Origin of the sequence: Rhizobium lusitanum, from assembly GCF_014189535.1 — a bacterium.
GTDB classification, from domain to species: domain Bacteria; phylum Pseudomonadota; class Alphaproteobacteria; order Rhizobiales; family Rhizobiaceae; genus Rhizobium; species Rhizobium lusitanum_C.
This window is the reverse complement of sequence record NZ_CP050308.1, coordinates 2,668,090-2,687,526: the sequence shown is the minus strand read 5'-3', so window position 1 is coordinate 2,687,526 and position 19,437 is coordinate 2,668,090. Positions and strand designations below refer to the sequence as shown.

At 61.1% G+C, this 19,437-nt stretch carries 20 protein-coding genes; 9 read left to right on the top strand and 11 right to left on the bottom strand.

Annotated elements, in window-relative coordinates; translation table 11 throughout:
• Positions 1 to 223: 223 nt before the first annotated feature.
• The 5 genes from HB780_RS26630 to HB780_RS26610 form a co-directional block, all read right to left on the bottom strand.
• Entirely contained in the window at positions 224 to 1,390 is a 1,167-nt protein-coding gene (locus HB780_RS26630) for a M20 aminoacylase family protein (RefSeq protein WP_183690585.1), read from the bottom strand.
• An 81-nt stretch (positions 1,391 to 1,471) separates the two neighbouring features.
• Positions 1,472 to 2,533, bottom strand: coding sequence for an ABC transporter ATP-binding protein (locus HB780_RS26625; protein WP_183690583.1), 1,062 nt, complete (start codon positions 2,531 to 2,533; stop codon positions 1,472 to 1,474).
• Positions 2,530 to 4,083: an ABC transporter permease gene (locus HB780_RS26620; protein WP_183697507.1), complete on the bottom strand. Its 1,554-nt coding sequence runs from the start codon at positions 4,081 to 4,083 to the stop codon at positions 2,530 to 2,532. Before HB780_RS26620 ends, HB780_RS26625 begins: the two co-directional genes overlap by 4 nt.
• A 173-nt stretch (positions 4,084 to 4,256) precedes the next feature.
• Positions 4,257 to 5,273: an iron ABC transporter substrate-binding protein gene (locus HB780_RS26615; RefSeq protein WP_183690581.1), complete on the bottom strand. Its 1,017-nt coding sequence runs from the start codon at positions 5,271 to 5,273 to the stop codon at positions 4,257 to 4,259.
• 233 nt (positions 5,274 to 5,506) lie between these two features.
• A complete protein-coding gene (locus HB780_RS26610) occupies positions 5,507 to 6,844 on the bottom strand; it encodes an MFS transporter (protein WP_183690579.1) in 1,338 nt (445 codons plus the stop codon).
• Positions 6,845 to 7,234: 390 nt separating this feature from the next.
• Here HB780_RS26610 and cyoA point away from each other — a divergent pair, with 390 nt between their 5' ends.
• The 5 genes from cyoA (at position 7,235) to HB780_RS26585 (ending at position 12,311) form a co-directional block, all read left to right on the top strand.
• The gene (gene cyoA, locus HB780_RS26605) at positions 7,235 to 8,362 is read left to right on the top strand and encodes a ubiquinol oxidase subunit II (RefSeq protein ID WP_183690577.1); all 1,128 of its coding nucleotides are present in this window, start codon (positions 7,235 to 7,237) and stop codon (positions 8,360 to 8,362) included.
• Between the two features lie 47 nt (positions 8,363 to 8,409).
• A complete protein-coding gene (gene cyoB / locus HB780_RS26600) occupies positions 8,410 to 10,413 on the top strand; it encodes a cytochrome o ubiquinol oxidase subunit I (RefSeq protein ID WP_183690575.1) in 2,004 nt (667 codons plus the stop codon).
• 5 nt (positions 10,414 to 10,418) lie between these two features.
• On the top strand, positions 10,419 to 11,048 hold the full coding sequence (gene cyoC, locus HB780_RS26595) for a cytochrome o ubiquinol oxidase subunit III (RefSeq protein ID WP_183690573.1): 630 nt from the start codon (positions 10,419 to 10,421) through the stop codon (positions 11,046 to 11,048).
• Positions 11,045 to 11,452, top strand: a complete 408-nt coding sequence (gene cyoD, locus HB780_RS26590) for a cytochrome o ubiquinol oxidase subunit IV (RefSeq protein WP_183690571.1) — start codon at positions 11,045 to 11,047, stop codon at positions 11,450 to 11,452. The genes cyoC and cyoD overlap by 4 nt, the downstream gene beginning before the upstream one ends.
• A gap of 79 nt (positions 11,453 to 11,531) precedes the next feature.
• The gene (locus HB780_RS26585; protein WP_183690569.1) at positions 11,532 to 12,311 is read left to right on the top strand and encodes an SURF1 family protein; all 780 of its coding nucleotides are present in this window, start codon (positions 11,532 to 11,534) and stop codon (positions 12,309 to 12,311) included.
• An 86-nt stretch (positions 12,312 to 12,397) separates the two neighbouring features.
• Here HB780_RS26585 and HB780_RS26580 read toward each other — a convergent pair whose 3' ends face one another.
• Positions 12,398 to 12,964, bottom strand: coding sequence for a histidine phosphatase family protein (locus HB780_RS26580; protein WP_183690566.1), 567 nt, complete (start codon positions 12,962 to 12,964; stop codon positions 12,398 to 12,400).
• 239 nt (positions 12,965 to 13,203) lie between these two features.
• On the opposite strand from HB780_RS26580, the gene HB780_RS26575 reads away from it, so the two are divergent.
• The 3 genes from HB780_RS26575 to HB780_RS26565 are packed head-to-tail and all read left to right on the top strand — an operon-like array spanning position 13,204 to position 14,833.
• Positions 13,204 to 13,413, top strand: a complete 210-nt coding sequence (locus tag HB780_RS26575; protein ID WP_042473599.1) for a CbtB domain-containing protein — start codon at positions 13,204 to 13,206, stop codon at positions 13,411 to 13,413.
• A 12-nt stretch (positions 13,414 to 13,425) separates the two neighbouring features.
• On the top strand, positions 13,426 to 14,166 hold the full coding sequence (locus HB780_RS26570; protein ID WP_183690564.1) for a CbtA family protein: 741 nt from the start codon (positions 13,426 to 13,428) through the stop codon (positions 14,164 to 14,166).
• Position 14,167: 1 nt separating this feature from the next.
• On the top strand, positions 14,168 to 14,833 hold the full coding sequence (locus HB780_RS26565) for a hypothetical protein (RefSeq protein WP_183690562.1): 666 nt from the start codon (positions 14,168 to 14,170) through the stop codon (positions 14,831 to 14,833).
• A 41-nt stretch (positions 14,834 to 14,874) separates the two neighbouring features.
• On the opposite strand, the gene HB780_RS26560 is transcribed toward HB780_RS26565, so the two are convergent.
• On the bottom strand, positions 14,875 to 15,198 hold the full coding sequence (locus HB780_RS26560) for a GCG_CRPN prefix-to-repeats domain-containing protein (protein ID WP_183690561.1): 324 nt from the start codon (positions 15,196 to 15,198) through the stop codon (positions 14,875 to 14,877).
• A 281-nt stretch (positions 15,199 to 15,479) separates the two neighbouring features.
• On the opposite strand from HB780_RS26560, the gene HB780_RS26555 reads away from it, so the two are divergent.
• Entirely contained in the window at positions 15,480 to 17,087 is a 1,608-nt protein-coding gene (locus tag HB780_RS26555) for an inorganic phosphate transporter (RefSeq protein ID WP_183690559.1), read from the top strand.
• Positions 17,088 to 17,246: 159 nt separating this feature from the next.
• On the opposite strand, the gene HB780_RS26550 is transcribed toward HB780_RS26555, so the two are convergent.
• The 4 genes from HB780_RS26550 to HB780_RS33250 all read right to left on the bottom strand — a co-directional run bounded on the left by HB780_RS26550 (position 17,247) and on the right by HB780_RS33250 (position 19,279).
• Positions 17,247 to 17,696 carry a Ros/MucR family transcriptional regulator gene (locus tag HB780_RS26550; RefSeq protein WP_286203077.1) on the bottom strand — a complete coding sequence of 150 codons (450 nt, stop codon included), beginning with the start codon at positions 17,694 to 17,696 and terminating at the stop codon, positions 17,247 to 17,249.
• A gap of 118 nt (positions 17,697 to 17,814) precedes the next feature.
• Complete coding sequence (locus HB780_RS33540) at positions 17,815 to 18,414, bottom strand: helix-turn-helix domain-containing protein (protein ID WP_286203076.1); 600 nt, start codon at positions 18,412 to 18,414, stop codon at positions 17,815 to 17,817.
• Positions 18,411 to 18,830, bottom strand: a complete 420-nt coding sequence (locus HB780_RS33255) for an EAL domain-containing protein (protein WP_286203075.1) — start codon at positions 18,828 to 18,830, stop codon at positions 18,411 to 18,413. The genes HB780_RS33540 and HB780_RS33255 overlap by 4 nt, the downstream gene beginning before the upstream one ends.
• Positions 18,827 to 19,279, bottom strand: coding sequence for a hypothetical protein (locus tag HB780_RS33250; RefSeq protein WP_286203074.1), 453 nt, complete (start codon positions 19,277 to 19,279; stop codon positions 18,827 to 18,829). The genes HB780_RS33255 and HB780_RS33250 overlap by 4 nt, the downstream gene beginning before the upstream one ends.
• Positions 19,280 to 19,437: the final 158 nt, after the last annotated feature.

Sequence of the window (19,437 nt, the reverse complement as noted above, 5' to 3'; positions counted from 1 at the left end):
TCGTGACATCTCCCCCACAAGGGTGGAGATTGGTAATCCGTGGCACGCTCTCGCCTCAAGCAAACAATGTGTCCACTTGAGACCAAGGTCTTCACTCCAATAAGAGGCAGCGACAAACTCCCAACGATCTCCACCCTTGTGGGGGAGATGTCACGTCAGTGACAGAGGGGGGGTATCAGAGGTGCGGCACCCTCAAGTTCTCCGATAGATCAAAGACCCTCGCCTACTCCAACTCCTGCTCCACCAACGTCGTCCAGAACGCCACGCCCGATGCAATCGCATCGTCGTTGAAATCATACGCCGTGTTGTGATGCAGCGCGCCATCGATGGCCGGGCCGTTGCCCAGCCAGACGTAGCAGCCCGGAGCATTCTGGCCGAAGAAGGCGAAATCGTCGCCGGCGGTCGAAGGCGGGAAACGCGTCAGCACCTTCTCGCCGAAAACGGCAGTCGCGGCTTTCAGTGCCCGCGCGGTCGCATCCGGATTGTTGACGACCGGCGGGATGCGGCGCTCGAACTGGTAGTCGACCGCGATGCCGTACATCGCCGCCGTGCCCTGCGCCAGCCGGCCAATCTCCTGTTCGAGCTGATCGCGGACTTCCGGCGTATAGGCGCGCGCGGTGCCGCCGATCTCGACCGTGTCGGGGATGACGTTCAGTGCCTTGGGGTCGCCCGCCTGCAACGAACAAGCGCTGACGACGGCCGGCTGCAGCGGGTCGACGACGCGGCCGATAATGGTCTGCAACGAGGAGAGGAACGTCGCTGCCGCCGTGATCGGGTCCTTGCCGAGATGCGGCTTGGCGCCGTGGGTGCCGGTACCGCGAAAGGTGATGCGCCAGCTATCCGAGGAGGCAAGCTGCGGTCCCTCGACCACCGCCATCTCGTCGACATCCAAACCCGGCATATTGTGCAGGCCGTAGACGGCATCGCAGGGGAAGAGATCGAAGAGCCCTTCCTCGACCATGCGTTTCGCACCGCCACGCCCTTCCTCGGCCGGCTGGAAGATGAAATGCACGATGCCGGAAAAGCCGCGCGTCGCCGCCAGTTGCCGGGCTGCCCCCAAAAGCATCGTCGTGTGGCCGTCATGGCCGCAGGCATGCATCTTGCCGGGGATGGTGGATTTGTAAGGCCTTTTGCCCTTTTCCGGCATGGCAAGCGCATCCATGTCGGCGCGAAGGCCGATGCGGCGGGTGCCGTTGCCGACCTGCAGCGTGCCGACGACGCCGGTCTTGCCGAGGCCGCGATGCACGGTGATGCCGGCTTCCTCCAGCAATGTCGCGACGATGCCGCTGGTGCGCTCCTCCTCGAAGCCCAACTCCGGATGGGCATGCAGGTTATGGCGAAGGGATGTCAGGAAAGGGAGATCCTGGGAGATCTTCTCGGGATGAGACATGGGGGTTCCTTTGGCGTCGGCCATGGAAGCGGCCTCACCCTATCTTCCCTAAAGCGCTGGTAGCTTCAACCCAAAAGAAATTCAGGCGCCAGGCTTGTCGAAGACGTGTGCTTTGCCAAGGACGGTGACGGAGACCATGCTGCCGATCTCGGGCAAGCCGACACCGGAGCTTTTGATGTTCAACGTCTCGGCGCCATTGGCCTGGGAAAGCACGACCGTCACCGTGCAGACGGCACCGCCGAATTCGACATCGGTAACCTTGCCGACGCATGCGGCGCTTGTGCCGGCATCATCGAGGACGCTCAGTTGCAGTTGTTCGGGCCGCAGCATGATGTCGGCACGCCCCTGCCGGCCGTTGGTGTCGGTCGGAATGCGCCCCAGCGCGCAATTGGTAAAGCCGTCGCCAAGGTCTGCCGGCAGCAGGATGGCATCGCCGAGAAAGGTCGCGGTCTCGCGATCTCTGGGATGGAGATAGAGCGATTGCGGGGTTCCGGCCTGCACCAGCTTGCCGTCGCGCAGAACGGCGACCTGATCGGCGAAGGATAGCGCTTCCGCCTGATCGTGCGTCACCAGGATCGTGGTGATGCCGGCGATTTGCAGGACGCGTGCAACGGCCTTGCGCATGTTTTCGCGCAGACCCGTGTCGAGTGCGGAAAAGGGTTCGTCGAGCAGCATCAGCCTTGGCTTGCGGCCAAGCGCGCGGGCAAGCGCCACGCGCTGCTGCTGGCCGCCGGAGAGCTGATGCGGGCGGCGATCGAGCATGTTGCGATCGAGCTCCACCATGTCGATCAGCGCATTGATCTGCTGGGTGCGATCCGGCCGTCCGCGCTCCATGCCGAAGCTGATATTGTCCGCCACGCTCAGATGCGGAAACAAGGCGCCATCCTGCGACACGATGCCGATGCCACGGCGATGGGCTGGCACGACGGACGGACCATCCGCCAGCGTCTCACCCTCCAGCATCACCTGGCCAGCATCGGGGGTCTCGAAGCCGGCGATGATGCGCAGCAGCGTCGTCTTGCCGGAGCCGGACGGGCCGACGATGGCTGTGCGGCTGCCGGGGGCGACCGTGAGGTCGATGTTATCAAGCGCGTGCACCGGGCCATAATGCTTGCTGATGGTCTTGATCGCCAGAAAGGTCATTGTCCGGCCGTCCGCTTGGATTGTACGTAAAGGAGAAGGGTGAGCGGCAGCGAAAGTACCACCATCATGAAGGCGTAGGGCGCGGCGGAGACATAATCGATCTCGCTGGTCAGCGACCAGAATTTCGTCGCCAGCGTCACCGTGCCGTTTGGCGACAGCATCAGCGTTGCCGTCAATTCATTGGTGATCCCCAGGGCGACGAGCGCGACACTAGCGGCAAAGCCGGGAGCGGCAAGGCGCATGGTGATCTGCCGCACGGCCTGGGCCGGCGTGCGGCCGAGCGCCATGGCGGCGCGTTCGAGCTCGACCGGGGCCTGGGCGATGCTGGCGCGCAAGCCCACCATGGCGCGCGGCAGGAACAACAGGACATAGGCAAGCAGCAGCGTTGCGAAGGTCTGGTAGAGCGGCAGGATCAGCCGCACCGTGATCGACACCAGCGCCAGCGCAACGACAACGCCCGGCAGCGAGCCGACATAATAGTGGCAGGCCTCGAGGACGCGCTGCAACCGACCCGGCGCGCGCACCGAGAGCCAGGCCATCGGAATGGCGGCGACGGTGGCAAGCAGTCCGCCGGCAATCGCCAGGCCGATGGTCTGCAACAGCGCATTACCAACCGTCTCCATCCGCCAGATGCCGGTGCCGCCGAGGTAAAGCCAGCGCGCCAGCGTCACGAAGGGCACGCCGAGCGTCAGCACGGCCACCACCACTGGAAGAGCGACGGCCGGGACGACGAACCAGCCGAGACGCCGGCGGTCCACCGGGCGGGCGGCACCGGAGCCGACGCGGGCATAACGCTCATTGCCGCGCACCAGCACTTCGATGCCGAGCAGCAGAAGGCAGCAGAAGACCAGGACGCCGCCGAGCATGTTGGCAGCCGGGCTGTTATAGGCGGACTGGAACTGATCGACGATCGCGGTCGAAAACGTATCGAAGCGGATCATCACGTAGAGACCGTATTCCGCCAGCAGATGCAGGCCGATCAGCAGCGAGCCGCCGCAGATGGCGAGGCGAAGCTGCGGCAGGATCGCCCGGAAGAAGACGCGCCAGGGATTGAGGCCAAGCGAAGCGGCGGCATCCTCGATCGCCGGATCGAGGCGGCGGAGCGCCGCGGCGACCGGCAGATAGAGGAAGGGATAGTAGGCCAGCACCGATACGAGTACGCCGCTCGACAGCCCACGCATGCCGGGCACCAGACTGACCCAGGCGTAGCTGTGCACGAAAGCCGGAACGGCAAGCGGCGCGACCGCCAGCCAGGACCATAACCGGGCGCCGGGAATATCCGTTCGCTCGGTCAGCCAGGCGAGCGTGACGGCAAGCAGGATGCAAAGCGGGATGGTGCAGACTTCAAGAAGAACGGTATTGACCAGCAATTCGCCGACGCGATTGCGGAAGATAAGCGCGACGACTTGGGCCCAGCCGGTATCAACCGTGATCCAGATGATGAAGCCGAGCGGCACCAGGCTCAGAAGGGCTACGACGGATGCAAGGGCAATAACGGAAGCGTGCGGAACACGGCCGCGAGACGCAGCCGTCAGCGGAGGCGCTCGCATGACAGCGGCCCGACCGGCCGGCGCGGCATATGTGTTCTTCTGCAGCAAGTCTCAGCTGCCTTTCACGCCCTGAAACAGGAAGGCAACCGCCGTTTAAGGCGATTGCCGGGATCGGATTGGCCAAAAGACCATCCACATGCCCGTAGCAGGGCATGTGGATCAGATGCAAGAGCTTAGATCAGTCCGGCTTCCGTCATCAGATCGGTAACCTTCTTGCTGTTCAGCTTGGAAGGCTCGACCTTCGGGGCCTGCAGATCATTGAGCGGCACCAGCTTCGGGTTCGACTGAGCGCCGTTGCCGACGGCATATTCATAGGAATCGCCGTCACGCAGAACGGCCTGGCCGCCCTTACCGGTGATCCACTTCAGGAATGCCTGGGCTTCCTTCTGGTGCTGGCTGGAGGCGAGAACACCGCCGCCGGAAATGCTGACGAACGCGCCCGGATCCTGGTTCTTGAAGTAATGCAGGAGGACGTTCTTGCTGTTTTCGCCCGTCTTCGCCTGATCGCCGAACCAGTAATAGTGATAGATGACCGCACCCTCGATTTCACCGGCATTGACGGCCTTCATGGCAACGCTGTTGCCCTTGTACGGGGTGGCGTTTTCCTTCATGGCCTTCAGCCAGGCCTTGGTGGCGTCCTCGCCCTTCAGCTCGAGAAGCGCGCTGACGATCGCCTGGAAATCGGCGCCGGCCGGCGAAGCGCCCCAACGGCCCTTCCACTTGGGATCGGCGAGGTCGAGCATCGACTTCGGCAGATCGGCTTCCTTCAGCTTGGTCTTGTCATAGGCGAAAACCGTGGAACGGGCGGCGACGCCGACCCAGTTGCCATCGACCGCCTTAAAGTTTTCCGGCACCTGCGCCAGCGTAGCGGTATCAACCGGGGCAAAGAGCTTGTTGGCATCGACCAGCGTCATGCCCGGAGAATTTTCCGTCAGATAGACGTCGGCGGGCGATGCGGCGCCTTCTTCGACGATCTGGTTGGCGAACTGCATGTCGCTGCCGTTGCGGATCGTCACCTTGATGCCGGTTTCCTTGGTGAAGCCATCCGCCCAGGCCTGGGTCAGCGTCTCATGCTGGGCATTATAGACGACGATACCTTCGGATTCGGCGGCATTTGCCATCAGCGGAGCAACCGCGAGGCCAGCGGCCAGCGCCAGCGCGCTGGTGAGATGGGTGAAGGAAAAAGTCATAGGCGTCCTCTCGCTTGAAAACCCCGTCTTTAACGGTGGTGCGATAGCCTATATTTTTCCTGACTATTGTTTTCAAGTTTCCGCACGCGTCTTCCTATCACAAAAGCTTGAAACGCGAGCCATGATTTTGCCGGATTTTCGGGAGTGAGCGCGGTCATGCTATCGGGGTGGCCTGCACAAAAAAACCGCGACGCTTTTACGCCGCGGTTTTCTCGATGTCCCGGAGAACCTGTTCAGGTGTCTTTCGTTTCCAGCGTCTTGCTGAAGAAGATCGCGACAAGCGTACAGACGACGCCGGAGAGCAGGTAGAGGCTGGTATAGACCAGGCCAAACTGGCTGGAGAGGCTGAGCGCCACGAAGGGTGCAAAACCAGCGCCGATCAGCCAGGAGAGATCCGAGGTCAGAGCCGAACCGCTATAGCGATAGTTTCGGCTGAAGCGCGAGGCGCTGGCACCGGCGGCCTGGCCGAAAGAAAGGCCGAGCAGCGTGAAGCCGAGAACCACGTAAATGTGGCGGCCGGTGCTGCCACCATCAAGCAGCCAGGGCGCGACGAAGGCAAAACAGGCGATCAGCACCGCACCGACGGCCAACTGGTTGCGCCGACCGATGCGATCGGCCAGCAGGCCGGAACAGATGATCGCAATGATACCGCAGATCGCGCCAACGAATTCCACCAGCAGGAACGAACCGGGGGATTGGTCACTGTAAAGCGTCATCCAGCTCAGCGGGAAGACCGTGACCAGATGGAAGGTGGCGAAGCTTGCAAGCGGCACGAAGGCACCGATCAGCACGTCACGGCCATGCACGCGCAGAAGCTCCGTCATCTTGACCGGCTCCAGCTCGTGGCGCTCCAGAAGCGCACCGAATTCCGGTGTGGCGACCAGACGAAGGCGGGCAAAAAGCGCCACGACGTTGACCATGAAGGCGCAGAAGAACGGATAGCGCCAGCCCCAATCGACGAAATCGGCGGTCGTGAGACTCATGACGAAGTAAGCAAAGAGCGCGCTTGCCAGCATGAAGCCGATCGGCGCGCCGAGCTGCGGGATCATCGCATACCAGCCACGATGGTTGCTGGGCGCATTCAGCGCCAGCAGCGAGGCAAGGCCGTCCCAGGCACCGCCGAGCGCAAGACCCTGGCCGATACGGAAGATGGCGAGCAGAAGGATCGCGTAGCCGCCGATCTCGGTATAGCCGGGTAGGAAGCTCATCGACGCCGTCGAACCGCCGAGCAGGAAAAGCGCAATCGTCAGCTTGACGCCGCGGCCATAGGCCCGGTCGATCGCCATGAAGATGAAAGAGCCGATCGGGCGGGCGATGAAGGCGAGTGAGAAAACCAGGAAGGAAAACAATGTGCCATGCAGGGGATCCACGAAGGGGAAGATCAGCTTCGGGAAAACCAGGACCGATGCGATGGCATAAACGAAGAAATCGAAAAACTCGGACGTGCGACCGATGATCACGCCGATGGCAATATTACCGGGTGCGACCGTTTCGCCAGCATGCATGCTGCGGGCGTCGCGTTCAAAACCTGCGGATGTTGGGTTTAATGCTTCATGCGTAACGCTGACCATGTGTGAGAGCCTCCCTCTCGAAACGCGAGCTCCTCCACGAGTTCGCGTACAAGTAAAAGGTTGATCAAACTTGCGAACTTATCAAGTGTCTGGCATGAAATAATTCGCAAATTAGCCTTTTAATCGGGCCAATTCGACTTTCTCGGCCGCGATGCCGGGTTGACGCGCCGTCATCGGTAGCCATTTCCTCCGATCCGGCTATATTAGCCCGCAGTAAAAGCAGCCGGCAGTTGGAAAACCTTCTGGATTTCTCAGGATTTTCCCGTTAGGGGAGTCCCGCTTGATACCGCATTGCACCCGAACTTGCTGCGGTGCGACGAAACACCTCATATCGTTCATGACCTCCGTCCTTTAGCTGCGGTGGGGTCGAAACAAAAAGAGCTTTAAGACGTGGTAAGACTATCGAAGATTTTCAGCCGCTTAATTGTCCTCCCGCTATTCTTGCTGCTTTCGGGCTGCAACCTGGTGGTGATGGCTCCCTCCGGCGACATCGCCGTGCAGCAACGCGACCTTATCGTCGTCTCGACCGTCCTGATGCTGATCATCATCATACCGGTGATCTTCCTCACGCTGTTCTTCGCCTGGAAATATCGCCAGTCGAACACGGCGGCGACCTATGATCCCGAATGGCATCATTCGACCCGTCTCGAGCTGGTGATCTGGTCGGCGCCGCTGGCCATCATCATCGCGCTCGGCGCGGTGACCTGGATCAGCACGCACCAGCTGGACCCTTACCGACCACTCGACCGCATCGCGGCCGACAAGCCGATCGCCGAGAACGTCAAGCCGCTGACCGTCGAAGTGGTCGCGCTCGACTGGAAATGGCTGTTCTTCTACCCCGATCTCGGCATTGCCACGGTCAACGAACTGGCCGCCCCGGTCGATACGCCGATCAACTTCAAGATCACGGCGTCTGCGGTGATGAACTCCTTCTTTGTCCCGGCGCTTGCCGGCCAGATCTATGCCATGCCGGGCATGGAGACGAAGCTGCACGCCGTCATCAATCATCCGGGCGAATATCAGGGCCTGTCCGCCAACTATAGCGGCGCCGGCTTCTCGCACATGCGCTTCAAGTTCCATGGTCTCTCCCAGGCCGATTTCGACCAGTGGGTCGAGAAGGCCAAGAGCCAGGGCTCGGCGCTCGGCCGTCCGGAGTACCTCGCGCTCGCCAAGCCGAGCGAACGGGAGCCTGTTCGCTACTACAACGCCGTCGACAAGGATCTCTACGAGGCCATCCTCAACATGTGCGCCGATCCGAGCAAGATGTGCATGAGCGAAATGATGCATATCGACGCCAAGGGCGGTGCTGGCAAGGACAGCCAGGAAAACCGCGAGCGCCTGATCCATGACAACCGCGATGCAGGTCACGAGGACGTCACACCGGTGAGAGCCGATGCTCCCGCGGCTCACACGATGCAGCATGGCGACAATTCCATGCCGGGCATGGACATGAGCGACAGTTCATCTTCGGATTCGTCGAACGGTTCCTCGCAGCCGGCGCCGCACCAGGGTCATTGATCCTCGTGCGCTCAGTAACAAGTTATCTATAAGGACAGAGGCAATCCATGTTTTCCAACCCGGACCTCTATAAATTCATCTTCGGTCGGCTGACCCTCGACGCTATCCCCTATCACGAGCCGATCCTCGTCGTGACCTTCATCGGCGTCGCGATCGGCGGCATCGCCCTTCTGGGCGCGCTTACCTATTTCCGCCTCTGGGGTTATCTCTGGAAGGAATGGTTCACCAGTATCGATCACAAGAAGATCGGTATCATGTACATCATCCTGGCGCTGATCATGCTGCTGCGCGGCTTTTCCGATGCACTGTTGATGCGCGCGCAGCAGGCGCTCGCCTTCAACGGCTCCGAAGGCTACCTGCCGCCGCACCATTACGACCAGGTGTTCACCGCCCATGGCGTCATCATGATCTTCTTCGTGGCGATGCCGATGGTGACGGGTCTGATGAACTTCGTCGTCCCGCTGCAAATCGGCGCGCGCGACGTGTCCTTCCCCTTCCTCAACAACTTCTCCTTCTGGATGACGACGGCCGGCGCGATCATCATCATGATCTCGCTGTTCATCGGCGAATTCGCCCGTACCGGCTGGCTCGCCTATCCGCCGCTGTCGGGTAGCTCCTATAGTCCCGGCGTCGGCGTCGACTATTATATCTGGGGCCTGCAGGTCGCCGGTATCGGCACACTTCTATCGGGCATCAACCTGGTGGCCACCATCGTCAAGATGCGCGCGCCGGGCATGACCATGATGAAGATGCCCATCTTCACCTGGACCTCACTCTGCACCAACGTGCTGATTGTCGCCGCCTTCCCGGTCCTGACGGCCGTTCTTGCCCTGCTGTCTCTCGACCGCTACGCCGGCACGAACTTCTTCACCAACGACCTCGGCGGCAATCCGATGATGTATGTCAACCTCATCTGGATCTGGGGCCACCCGGAAGTCTACATCCTGATCCTGCCGGCATTCGGCGTGTTCTCGGAAGTCGTCGCCACTTTCTCCAGCAAGCGCCTGTTCGGTTACGCCTCGATGGTTTACGCCACCGTGGTCATCACCATCCTGTCGTACCTGGTCTGGCTGCACCACTTCTTCACCATGGGTTCGGGCGCCAGCGTCAACTCTTTCTTCGGCATCACGACGATGATCATCTCGATCCCGACGGGTGCCAAGCTGTTCAACTGGCTCTTCACCATGTATCGCGGGCGTATTCGCTTTGAGGTGCCGATGCTGTGGACCGTGGCCTTCATGGTCACCTTCACGATCGGCGGCATGACCGGCGTCATGCTCGCGGTTCCGCCGGCCGACTTCGTGCTGCACAACTCGCTGTTCCTGATCGCCCACTTCCACAACGTCATCATCGGCGGCGTGCTGTTCGGCATGTTCGCGGGCATCGCCTACTGGTTCCCGAAGGCTTTCGGCTTCAAACTCGATCCTTTCTGGGGCAAGATGTCCTTCTGGTTCTGGGTCGTCGGCTTCTACTTCGCGTTCATGCCGCTCTACGTGCTTGGCCTGATGGGCGTTACCCGCCGCGTCTCGCAGTTCGACGATCCGTCGCTGCAGATCTACTTCATCATCGCAGCACTCGGCGCCGTGATGATCGCCATCGGCATCGCTTCCTTCCTGATCCAGCTCGTCGTCAGCTTCATCAAGCGCGAAGAGCTTCGCGATCACACCGGCGACCCCTGGAATGGCCGCACGCTGGAATGGTCGACCTCGTCGCCGCCGCCGGAATATAATTTCGCGCTGACGCCGATCGTTTACGACCACGATGCGTGGTGGGACATGAAGAACCGCGGCCACAAGCGTCCGACCGAAGGCTTCATCCCGATCCACATGCCGAAAAGCACCGGCACAGGTATCATCCTCGGCGTTCTCTCCATCGCCTTCGCATTCGGCATGATCTGGTACATCTGGTGGCTCGCCGCCATCACTTTCGCCGCCATGATCGTCGTGACGATTGGCCATACCTTCAACTATAAGCGCGACTTCTACATTCCCGCCGACGAGGTCGTGAAGACCGAGAACGAGCGTACGAAGCTGCTCGCAGGACAGGTATAAGATCTATGACGACCCAAACCTCACACGCTCTCAAGGACGGCGAGACCCCCGCATTTTATTTGACGGAGGAGCATCATCCCGAAGGCAGCACCATGCTGGGCTTCTGGATCTACATCATGAGCGACTGCCTGATCTTCGCAGTCCTCTTCGCCACCTATGCCGTCCTCGGCCATAACTACGCGGCCGGCCCGTCGCCGGCCGACCTGTTCGAGCTGCCGCTCGTCGCCCTCAACACCGCGATGCTGCTGTTCTCCTCCATCACCTATGGTTTCGCCATGCTGGCGATGGAGAAGGGCAACAAGTCGGGAACGCTGACGTGGCTGGCGATCACCGGCCTGTTCGGCGCGGCCTTCATCTATTTCGAACTCTACGAGTTCTATCACCTGATCCTCGAAGGCGCCGGCCCGCAGCGCAGCGCCTTCCTGTCGGCCTTCTTCGCGCTGGTCGGCACCCACGGCCTGCACGTCACCGTCGGCATCGTCTGGCTGATCACGCTGATGGTGCAGACCGCCAAGCACGGCCTGATCCCCGAGAACAAGCGTCGCCTGATGTGCCTGTCGATGTTCTGGCACTTCCTTGACGTCGTTTGGATCGGCGTATTTTCCTTCGTCTATCTCATGGGAGTTCTCGGATGAGCTCGAACGCCAATCATTCGCATCATTCTGCTGACGGTCACGACCATGGCCATGGGCATGGCGGCCACGAGGCCAGCCACGGCACGTTCAAGAGCTACATGACGGGGTTTGTCCTCTCGGTCATCCTGACTGCCATTCCCTTCTGGCTAGTCATGGGCAAGGTCTTTGCCGATCCGGTCATCACCGCGGTGCTGATCATGGTCTTCGGCGCCATCCAGATCGTCGTGCACATGATCTACTTCCTGCACATGAACACCAAGTCGGAAGGTGGCTGGAACATGATGGCGCTGATCTTCACCATCGTTCTGGTGATCATCGCCCTCTCCGGCTCGCTCTGGGTCATGCACCATCTCAATGCCAACATGATGGTCATGTCGCCCGAGATGATGCGCAACATGCCGTAGTGACAAAGCGGCGGGCGTCCCCGAGGGATGCCCGCCGCTCTCCGGCGTGATGTTTCCGCCGGCTTTTTTCGCGCCTCCGATGGAGTTTTGCGCCTTGACCGATATCCCGACCGACTCTCTTTCTGAAAAACCGCGCTCGACGCTGAAGCTCGCCATCTGGGTGATCCTGCTTCTGCTGTTGACCGCCCTGCTTATCGGGCTCGGCACCTGGCAGGTGCAGCGGCTGTCCTGGAAGCTCGACCTGATCGCCCGCGTCGACGCCCGCGTGCATGCGCCGCCCGTCGCCGCCCCCGGTCCGGCGGAATGGTCCGCCATCGATGCTAGCGGCTATGAATACAAGCGTGTCCAGGCGACCGGCACCTTCCTCAACGACAAGGAAACGCAGGTCTATGCCTCGACCGTACTCGGCCCCGGCTACTGGGTACTGACGCCGATGCGAGAGGCGGACGGCACCGTCATCGTCATCAATCGCGGCTTCGTGCCGACCGCAAAGCGCAATCCAGACACCCGCCCCACCGGCCAGCTGAGCGGCGAGACTACCGTCACCGGGCTGCTGCGGATTAACGAGCCGAAAGGCACACTGCTACGCTCCAACGTGCCGGCGGAAGAACGCTGGTATTCGCGCGACGTGACCGCGATCGCCGAGGTGCGCAGCCTCGAGAACGTCGCACCCTATTTCATCGATGCGGACGACACGAAAAAACCTGGTGACTTGCCGGTCGGCGGTCTGACGCAGATCGTCTTCCACAACAGCCACCTCGTCTATGCCATCACCTGGTACGGGCTTGCCCTGATGACGCTCGGCCTTGCCGGCTATCTCATCCGCTTCGAACGGCAGCGGGCCAAAGCTCACCGCTGATCGTTAGAGCGCTTCAGCGCTCTAACTGATTATTTCCCAGCAATTCCGGACCGAAAACCGCTTACGCACTTTTTCCTGGAGTTGCTCTATCGTGTGACGTTCGGGAAACGAAGCTGCCAGCGGCGGCCATCGCTGGTCATCTCCACGATGCCGAGCGGCTCGACATCGATCGACCAGAATGCCGAAGGCGGTGCTTGCAGCACATGCAGGATCGCGGCGCGGATGACGGTCGCGTGCGTGACCGCGACGGTGTGGCCACTATCGCCGATATGGTCCTTCATCCAGCCGCCGACACGCGCAAAGACTGCGGATAATGCCTCACCGCCATGCGGCGCCGCATCCAGATCCAGCATCCAGAACGCCAGGGCTTCCGGATCGCTGTTATTGAGGTCGGCAATGCTCTTGCCCTGCCAGCGACCGTAGTCGCACTCGCGGAAGGCAGGCTCGGTCACGCCGTCAAGCCCAAGGGCCGCGGCAGTCTGGCGCGCCCTGAGAGCCGGGCTTGACCAGGCCCGGTCCACCGTTTCGAGCTGTTCGGCAAGGATCCGGGCCTGCTGCGCGGCCTTGGCCTCCAGCGGTTCGTCGGCCGGAAAACGGCCGTTGCGGTTGGCCTCGGTCGGCCCGTGGCAAACCCAGCTGAGATGCGCTTTCATGATATAGGATTTCCTCGGAGCGGATACGCCGAGACCACCCTGGCGGGCAGCGGGCGTGTTGATTGACAATCGTCTTTGCAGCCAGATATAAACTTAGACTTACGGGTGTGGAAGCCGGTGAAATCCCGGCGCGGTCGCGCCACTGTAATCGACGGGCGGATACCGCCCCGAGAGAGCCAGACCCTTCCCGTAAAAAACCCTTCCGCAAATGGAACGCGCTTTTCTGAAGAGGGAATGAAATGTCTGACACCGTATTCGCACCATCCGCGATCCCGACGCCGATCCCACTCGGCCAAATCCTGCCCTGGGCGATCTTCGCCGGTCTTTTGATGCTGTTGGCGATCTACTTCGTCGGCGCCGAGGAAGGCGCGACGTCGCTGATCTCGGGCATGTATGTGCACGAATTCGTGCATGACGCCCGTCATCTGCTCGGTTTCCCCTGCCACTAAGGGATCAAAAACATGGTTGGACGTCTTTTGCTCCGCGGCATGCTGGTCGGAGCGCTCGCTGGTATTCTCATTTTTATCTACGCCCGCATCTTCGGCGAACCACTCGTCGATTGGGCGATCGGCTTTGAGGAAAAGGCGGCGCTTGCCGCCGGGGAAGCATCTGAGCCGGAAATCGTCAGTCGCGCCACGCAGGCCGGCGTCGGTCTCCTCACCGGCAGCCTGATCTACGCAACGGCGGTCGGCGGATTGTTCGCGCTGGTGTTTGCCTTTGTCTATGGCCGCATCAGCTCGCTCGGCGCACGCGGTACGGCCGCGTTGCTCGCAATCGCGGCTTTCGTGGCAATCTCCCTCGTTCCCGACCTCAAATATCCGGCAAACCCGCCAGCGGTCGGCAATCCGGACACGATCGGCGCCAGGACTGAACTGTTCTTCATCATGATCGTGGCTTCCATCGTCGGCATGATCGTCGCAGTCGGGTTCGGACGCCGGCTTGTAGCGCGTTACGGTTCGTGGAACGGCGTGATCCTAGCCGGCATCGGCTATTTCGTCTTCATCGGGCTGATCCAGTATCTGCTGCCGCCGATCAACGAGGTGCCGGAGCAGTTCTCGGCTATCGTTCTCTGGCAGTTCCGGATCACGTCGCTCGGGATGCACGCCATCCTGTGGGCGACACTCGGCCTTGCCTTCGGGGCATGGGCCGAGCGCGATCTGCCGCAGGTTCGCTATGGTCGCACGGCACTGCGCCGGGCCTGAGATGATACGCTCAACGCATCCCGCGCATGGTTTTGTGCGCGGGAAACGCCTGACGGGCGGTGGCGCACTGCTTTGGCTCATCTGCTTGATGGCGCTGGCCTTGCCGATACCGGTTGCAGCCCATGGCGGTGGGTCGTCCGGGAGTCATGCCGGCATTCCAATACCAAGCCTGACGCATGGCGAAATGGCGGTGATCGATCCCTATTATGGACGTATCGTCGCGCTTGCCGTGACGGCAACGGATACAGACGAGACCTTCCGCCGTATGCTGAATTTTGCGCAGATCCAGCGCAGCTATTGCCTCTGGGGCGTGATGCCGGGAGGTATCAGCGACGAGGAAAGTCCCTTCAACGAATGTTCACATGCCTATCTCGCCGCCGCCAAGGCGGTGCTGCTGCAGATGCGGACCATGAAGGACGAAATGGTCGCCGCCGGCGATCTCGTCTCCGAAATCGACGCTGCTCTCGTGCGGAACAATCTGTCGCTCATTCTTTGCCGGTTCAGCGGCGAAAGCTTCAACACAGCCGATCTGATCCGGCCAAAGCTCTTAGACATTGTCTTGCATGCCAAAAGCCTGACGACGATCCTGCTGGCGCTACTGGCACTCGCGGTCAGCATGTGGTGGACCGCACGTGGTCTGCGGACAAAACCGCTTGCGATAGAATAAACGACACCCCGCCGTGACCTGACGGCGGGGTGTCTTGTTTTTTACCAATCCCGGCGGCGCTCGCGCCAGCCGTCACGTTCCCATCGATCGCGATGAGGGCGATGGCCATACCAGCCGCGCGGCGGTGGCGGCCGATCATATCCCCAACCGTAGCCGCGCGGCGGACCCATGCGTCTCGGTCGGCATTCACCCCAACGTGTCAGACGCCAGCCGCGGCCGCAGGCATAATCGACCTTGACGACCGGCGCCGCAGCTACGGTCCCGACAGCGGGTGTGGACCCGACGGCGGGAACGGGCATTGCTTCTGCCGAAGATATGGCTAGTCCACCGAGCACGGCAGCGATGGCAAATACAGATAATCTCATTTTGATAGACCTCTATCCAAGTCCCTTACACGCTAATTTAAGGCCCGGGGAGCTGAACGCCGGCTGAACCGAACAAGGCGTTTTCGCGGCGAAATCAGGATGTTGAACGGGAAGTTGTGGTATCTTCCGCAAATATTAGCGCTTAACGAGCAACACGCTTTCGATGAGCCGCGCGAGCGCGCGACCAGCCAATGCGTGCGGGAAGATCTCCGTATGCGTCACGAGAGGTTCATCAACCGCGCTTAAAGGGGAAATGTTATTCGCCATAGGGAGTGCGTGAGATGGTCGATGTCGCTTCAAGCAATGCGGAGGGTGGCAATGCCAATCATCCAATTCACGGCGCGGGCGGTTCCGCCAAGTGGTTTCTGCCGCTCTTCGGCGTGGTCGTGCTCGGAGGTCTTGGCTATGTCGGCTATGCCCTCGGCAATGATCTGGCCGAAGCCGCGACTGTCCCGTGGATTCTGCTCGGCCTGGCCCTGCTGATCGCGCTGGGCTTCGAATTCGTCAACGGCTTCCACGATACGGCCAACGCGGTCGCCACCGTCATCTACACCCGCTCGATGCCGGCCGAATTTGCGGTCATCTGGTCGGGCTTCTTCAATTTTCTCGGCGTGCTGACCTCTTCCGGCGCCGTCGCCTTTGGCATTCTGGCGCTGTTGCCCGTCGAATTGATTCTCCAGGTCGGCTCCGGTTCCGGTCTCGCCATGGTCTTCGCGCTGTTGATCGCAGCCATCGTCTGGAACCTCGGCACCTGGTATCTCGGCCTGCCGGCATCGAGCTCGCACACGCTCGTGGGCTCGATCATCGGCGTCGGTCTTGCCAACCAGTTCCTTGCGCCCGCGGGTTCCGCCACCAGCGGTGTCGACTGGTCGCAGGCGAGCAGTGTCGGGCTGTCCCTGCTTCTATCGCCGCTGATCGGCTTTGGTCTGGCGGCCTTGCTGCTGCTGGTCTCCAAGGCGCTGATCCACAACAAGGCGCTCTACGAGGCTCCGAAGGGCAATGCGCCGCCACCGCTGTGGATTCGCACATTGCTGATCTTCACCTGCACCGGTGTCAGCTTCGCCCATGGCTCCAATGACGGCCAGAAGGGCATGGGCCTGATCATGCTCATCCTGATCGGCCTGGTACCGACCGCCTTTGCGCTCAACCGCACGCCTGACATCAACTATCTCGAAGCCTACAAGGCCGCCTCCACACAGGTCGAGGCCGTCCTCGGCAAATATGTGAAGCCAGGCGTCGCTGCTCCCACCGATCCGAAGGCTGCCGTCAGCGACGCGGTGAAGAACAAGACCTGGACCGACGCCACGACGCCCGCACTGCAGGCCTATATCCATGCCACCGGCATCGAAATCGCCTCCTATCCTTCGGTCGAGAAGCTGCCGAACGGTCTCGTCGGCAACGTGCGCAACGACATCTACCTGATCGGCGAAGCCTTGAAGCTGATCGACAAGCGCAAGCTGCTGGCTATGGGCGCAGATGACCTGAAGGCGGTGACGCAGTATCACGCCGCCGTCGACAACGCGACGAAGTTCATCCCGCTCTGGGTCAAGGTCGCCGTGGCGCTGGCGCTCGGTCTCGGCACGATGGTGGGCTGGAAGCGCATCGTCGTCACCGTCGGCGAGAAGATCGGCAAGACGCATCTGACCTACGGGCAGGGTGCGGCCGCCGAAGTCGTCGCCATGCTGACGATCGGTGCCGCCGACCATCTTGGCCTGCCGGTGTCCACCACGCATGTCCTGTCTTCGGGCGTCGCCGGCACCATGGCCGCCAACGGCTCCGGACTGCAATGGTCGACTGTCCGCAACATGCTGATGGCCTGGATCCTGACGCTGCCCGTCTCCATCGCGCTGGCCTTCACGCTCTTCATCGTGCTTCGCCAGGTGTTCTGATCGGCCGCCGCCCGATCACGGTGATTTTGACAGTGCAATAACGCAAAAATAATGGCGCCCCCTCGCAGGGCGCCATTATCCTTGTTGCTTTCCGTCATCGTTGGCATCGCCGCCGTGTCGCTTGCTACGGAAAACCGCAGTACACTGTCCTGGAATTCTCTAGCGGACACTATCCTTCTTGTTTCCATTGGCGCCAAGGCCGGAGAGTTTGGCGAGCTCCGAGCGACGGTTGGCATAATTCTGCGCCACCATCGGATAGGTCGGAGCGAGACCCCATTTCTGCCGATACTCTTCAGGCGTCATGCCGTAGTGGACGCGCAGATGGCGCTTCAGCGTCTTGAAGCGTTTGCCGTCCTCGAGGCAGATGATGTAGTCGTTCGTCACCGATTTCTTGAGATCGACGGCCGGAACCGGCTTCGTCCGTTCCACCGAAGGCGCCGTCCCGTCCAGGGCCTGCAGCGCTTCGTGAACATCCGTGATCAGCTTGGAAAGATTGCCGATAGGGACGGTGTTGTGGCTGACATAGGCCGACACAATCTTGACGCAGCCATCGGACAGGCTACCCGTCTGAAGTTGGGCCAGGTCTTTTTTGCTGCTGAAAGCGTCCATGATCGTTTCCCGAATCTCATTTGGTCCGGCGTGCTTCGCCTCGCGTGATTGCGTCATGTCATCACCCATGCCTTCGTCTGCGTGCTGGGATCGCCCGCTATATTGAGAATGGCCACACTCATCTCCGGTCTCCTTCCGCCGTACGCGCAACACCGGTTGCACCTTTGGAAAGATCCTTTGCGGTGTCTGGAAAATAGACGGCCAGCTTACCGCAGAGCGCCGTGAGGGAGATGCCGAGCATGAAGGCGGTGTGGGTGAGATTGCCGCTGCAGTGACGGAGCGTCTGCAGGATGAGCTTGCGCTCGACATCTTCCATGGTCTGGCCGACAAGAATGCCGACGGCGCTGTCGATCGTGCGCGGCACAAGGTCGTCATCCCCGGCCGAAAGGTGCGCGACGATCTCATCGATCAGCCGCTCCTCGCTCGCCGTCGCTAACACAATGCCGGCGGCGCGGTCGAGCTCGCAAAAGACATAGAGGCCGTTTTCGGCGTCGATCGTCACCCGTGCCGAGATATTGCGCGATCCAGCGCGAATGGCGATATGCGGATCGCTCCCGCCCACAAGCACAACCGGCGGCGTGTTGCCGGCATCGGAAAACAGGTCCCGCAATTCCTCGAACAAGACGTCGAGCCGCGCCTGCGCCTGCGCCTGGATGTCACCCACCGCCATGACGGCGGCGAAACCATAATCCCGCGCGAAGGAAGGGCGCTTCATCATTCAACACCCCGCAAGCTAAATTTGCTCTGCTCCTGCCGAGGCCGCGGCAACCAGGCCGGTCTTGACAGCAGGAAGCCCTGCACATGCGTCGCGCCCGCCGCGCGCGCCGCCTCGAACTGTGCTTCTGTCTCGATGCCCTCGACCACCACCGTCGGCGCGATGCAGGACGCAAAACCGACCATGTGATACAGGCTGTCGCGCCCATCGCGGCCTGGCCTGTTGTCGCGAACGAAAGATGCATCGATCTTGACGATATCGGCCGAGACCTGGAGCAGGGTTGCCGGGGTCGCGAAGCCGACGCCGAAATCATCGATCGCGATGCGGCAGCCGAGCGCACGGATCATCTTCAGCCGTTCGATGGCCGCGCCGACAAGCGGATGCGTTTCGGTGATTTCGATGACGAGCCGCGATGTCAACTCCGGGTGACGGGTGATTCGGCTGAAGATATCGGCGAATCGATCCTGGGCGGAGAGATTGGCGCGGTCAGGTTGCAGCCAAGTATAAGCGTCGTGTCCGCCGCCAGCGCGGACAGAACCATGTCCAGGATTCTCAGGTCGAGATCGAAACAGTCGTCCAATTGCGGAACGAAGCTGCCCGCCGTGTGAACGACGCCCTCGGCATCCGTCACGCGCGCCAGGCTCTCGGCGTAGAGGATTTCCTCGATAGTCGCGATTTTGTGGATCTTCTGCACGGCAAAGTTCAGGCCGCCATCAGCAATCGCCTTTAAAATCAGGGTGTTGTGGGCGCTGTCCGCCTGCTTTCTCCTAGCGGACATCAAGCCTCCGATGGCTGAAGGATCGGCAGAAAGCGGAAATTCCATAGGAAAGCGCCAGGCCTGAAAACGGCCAAAACGACTGCGATGCATGGGATTCGTGGCACCCAAAATTCGTCTTTTTCATCTCCCAGACACCCTCCAACCCCAATGGGGTCCCCCTGCAACGAGCCGGAAATATTGCACTGAAAACGATAATCAACCCAAGACTGATAGCGCTTTTAATATTTAGCGTTACTTTATGCTAATAC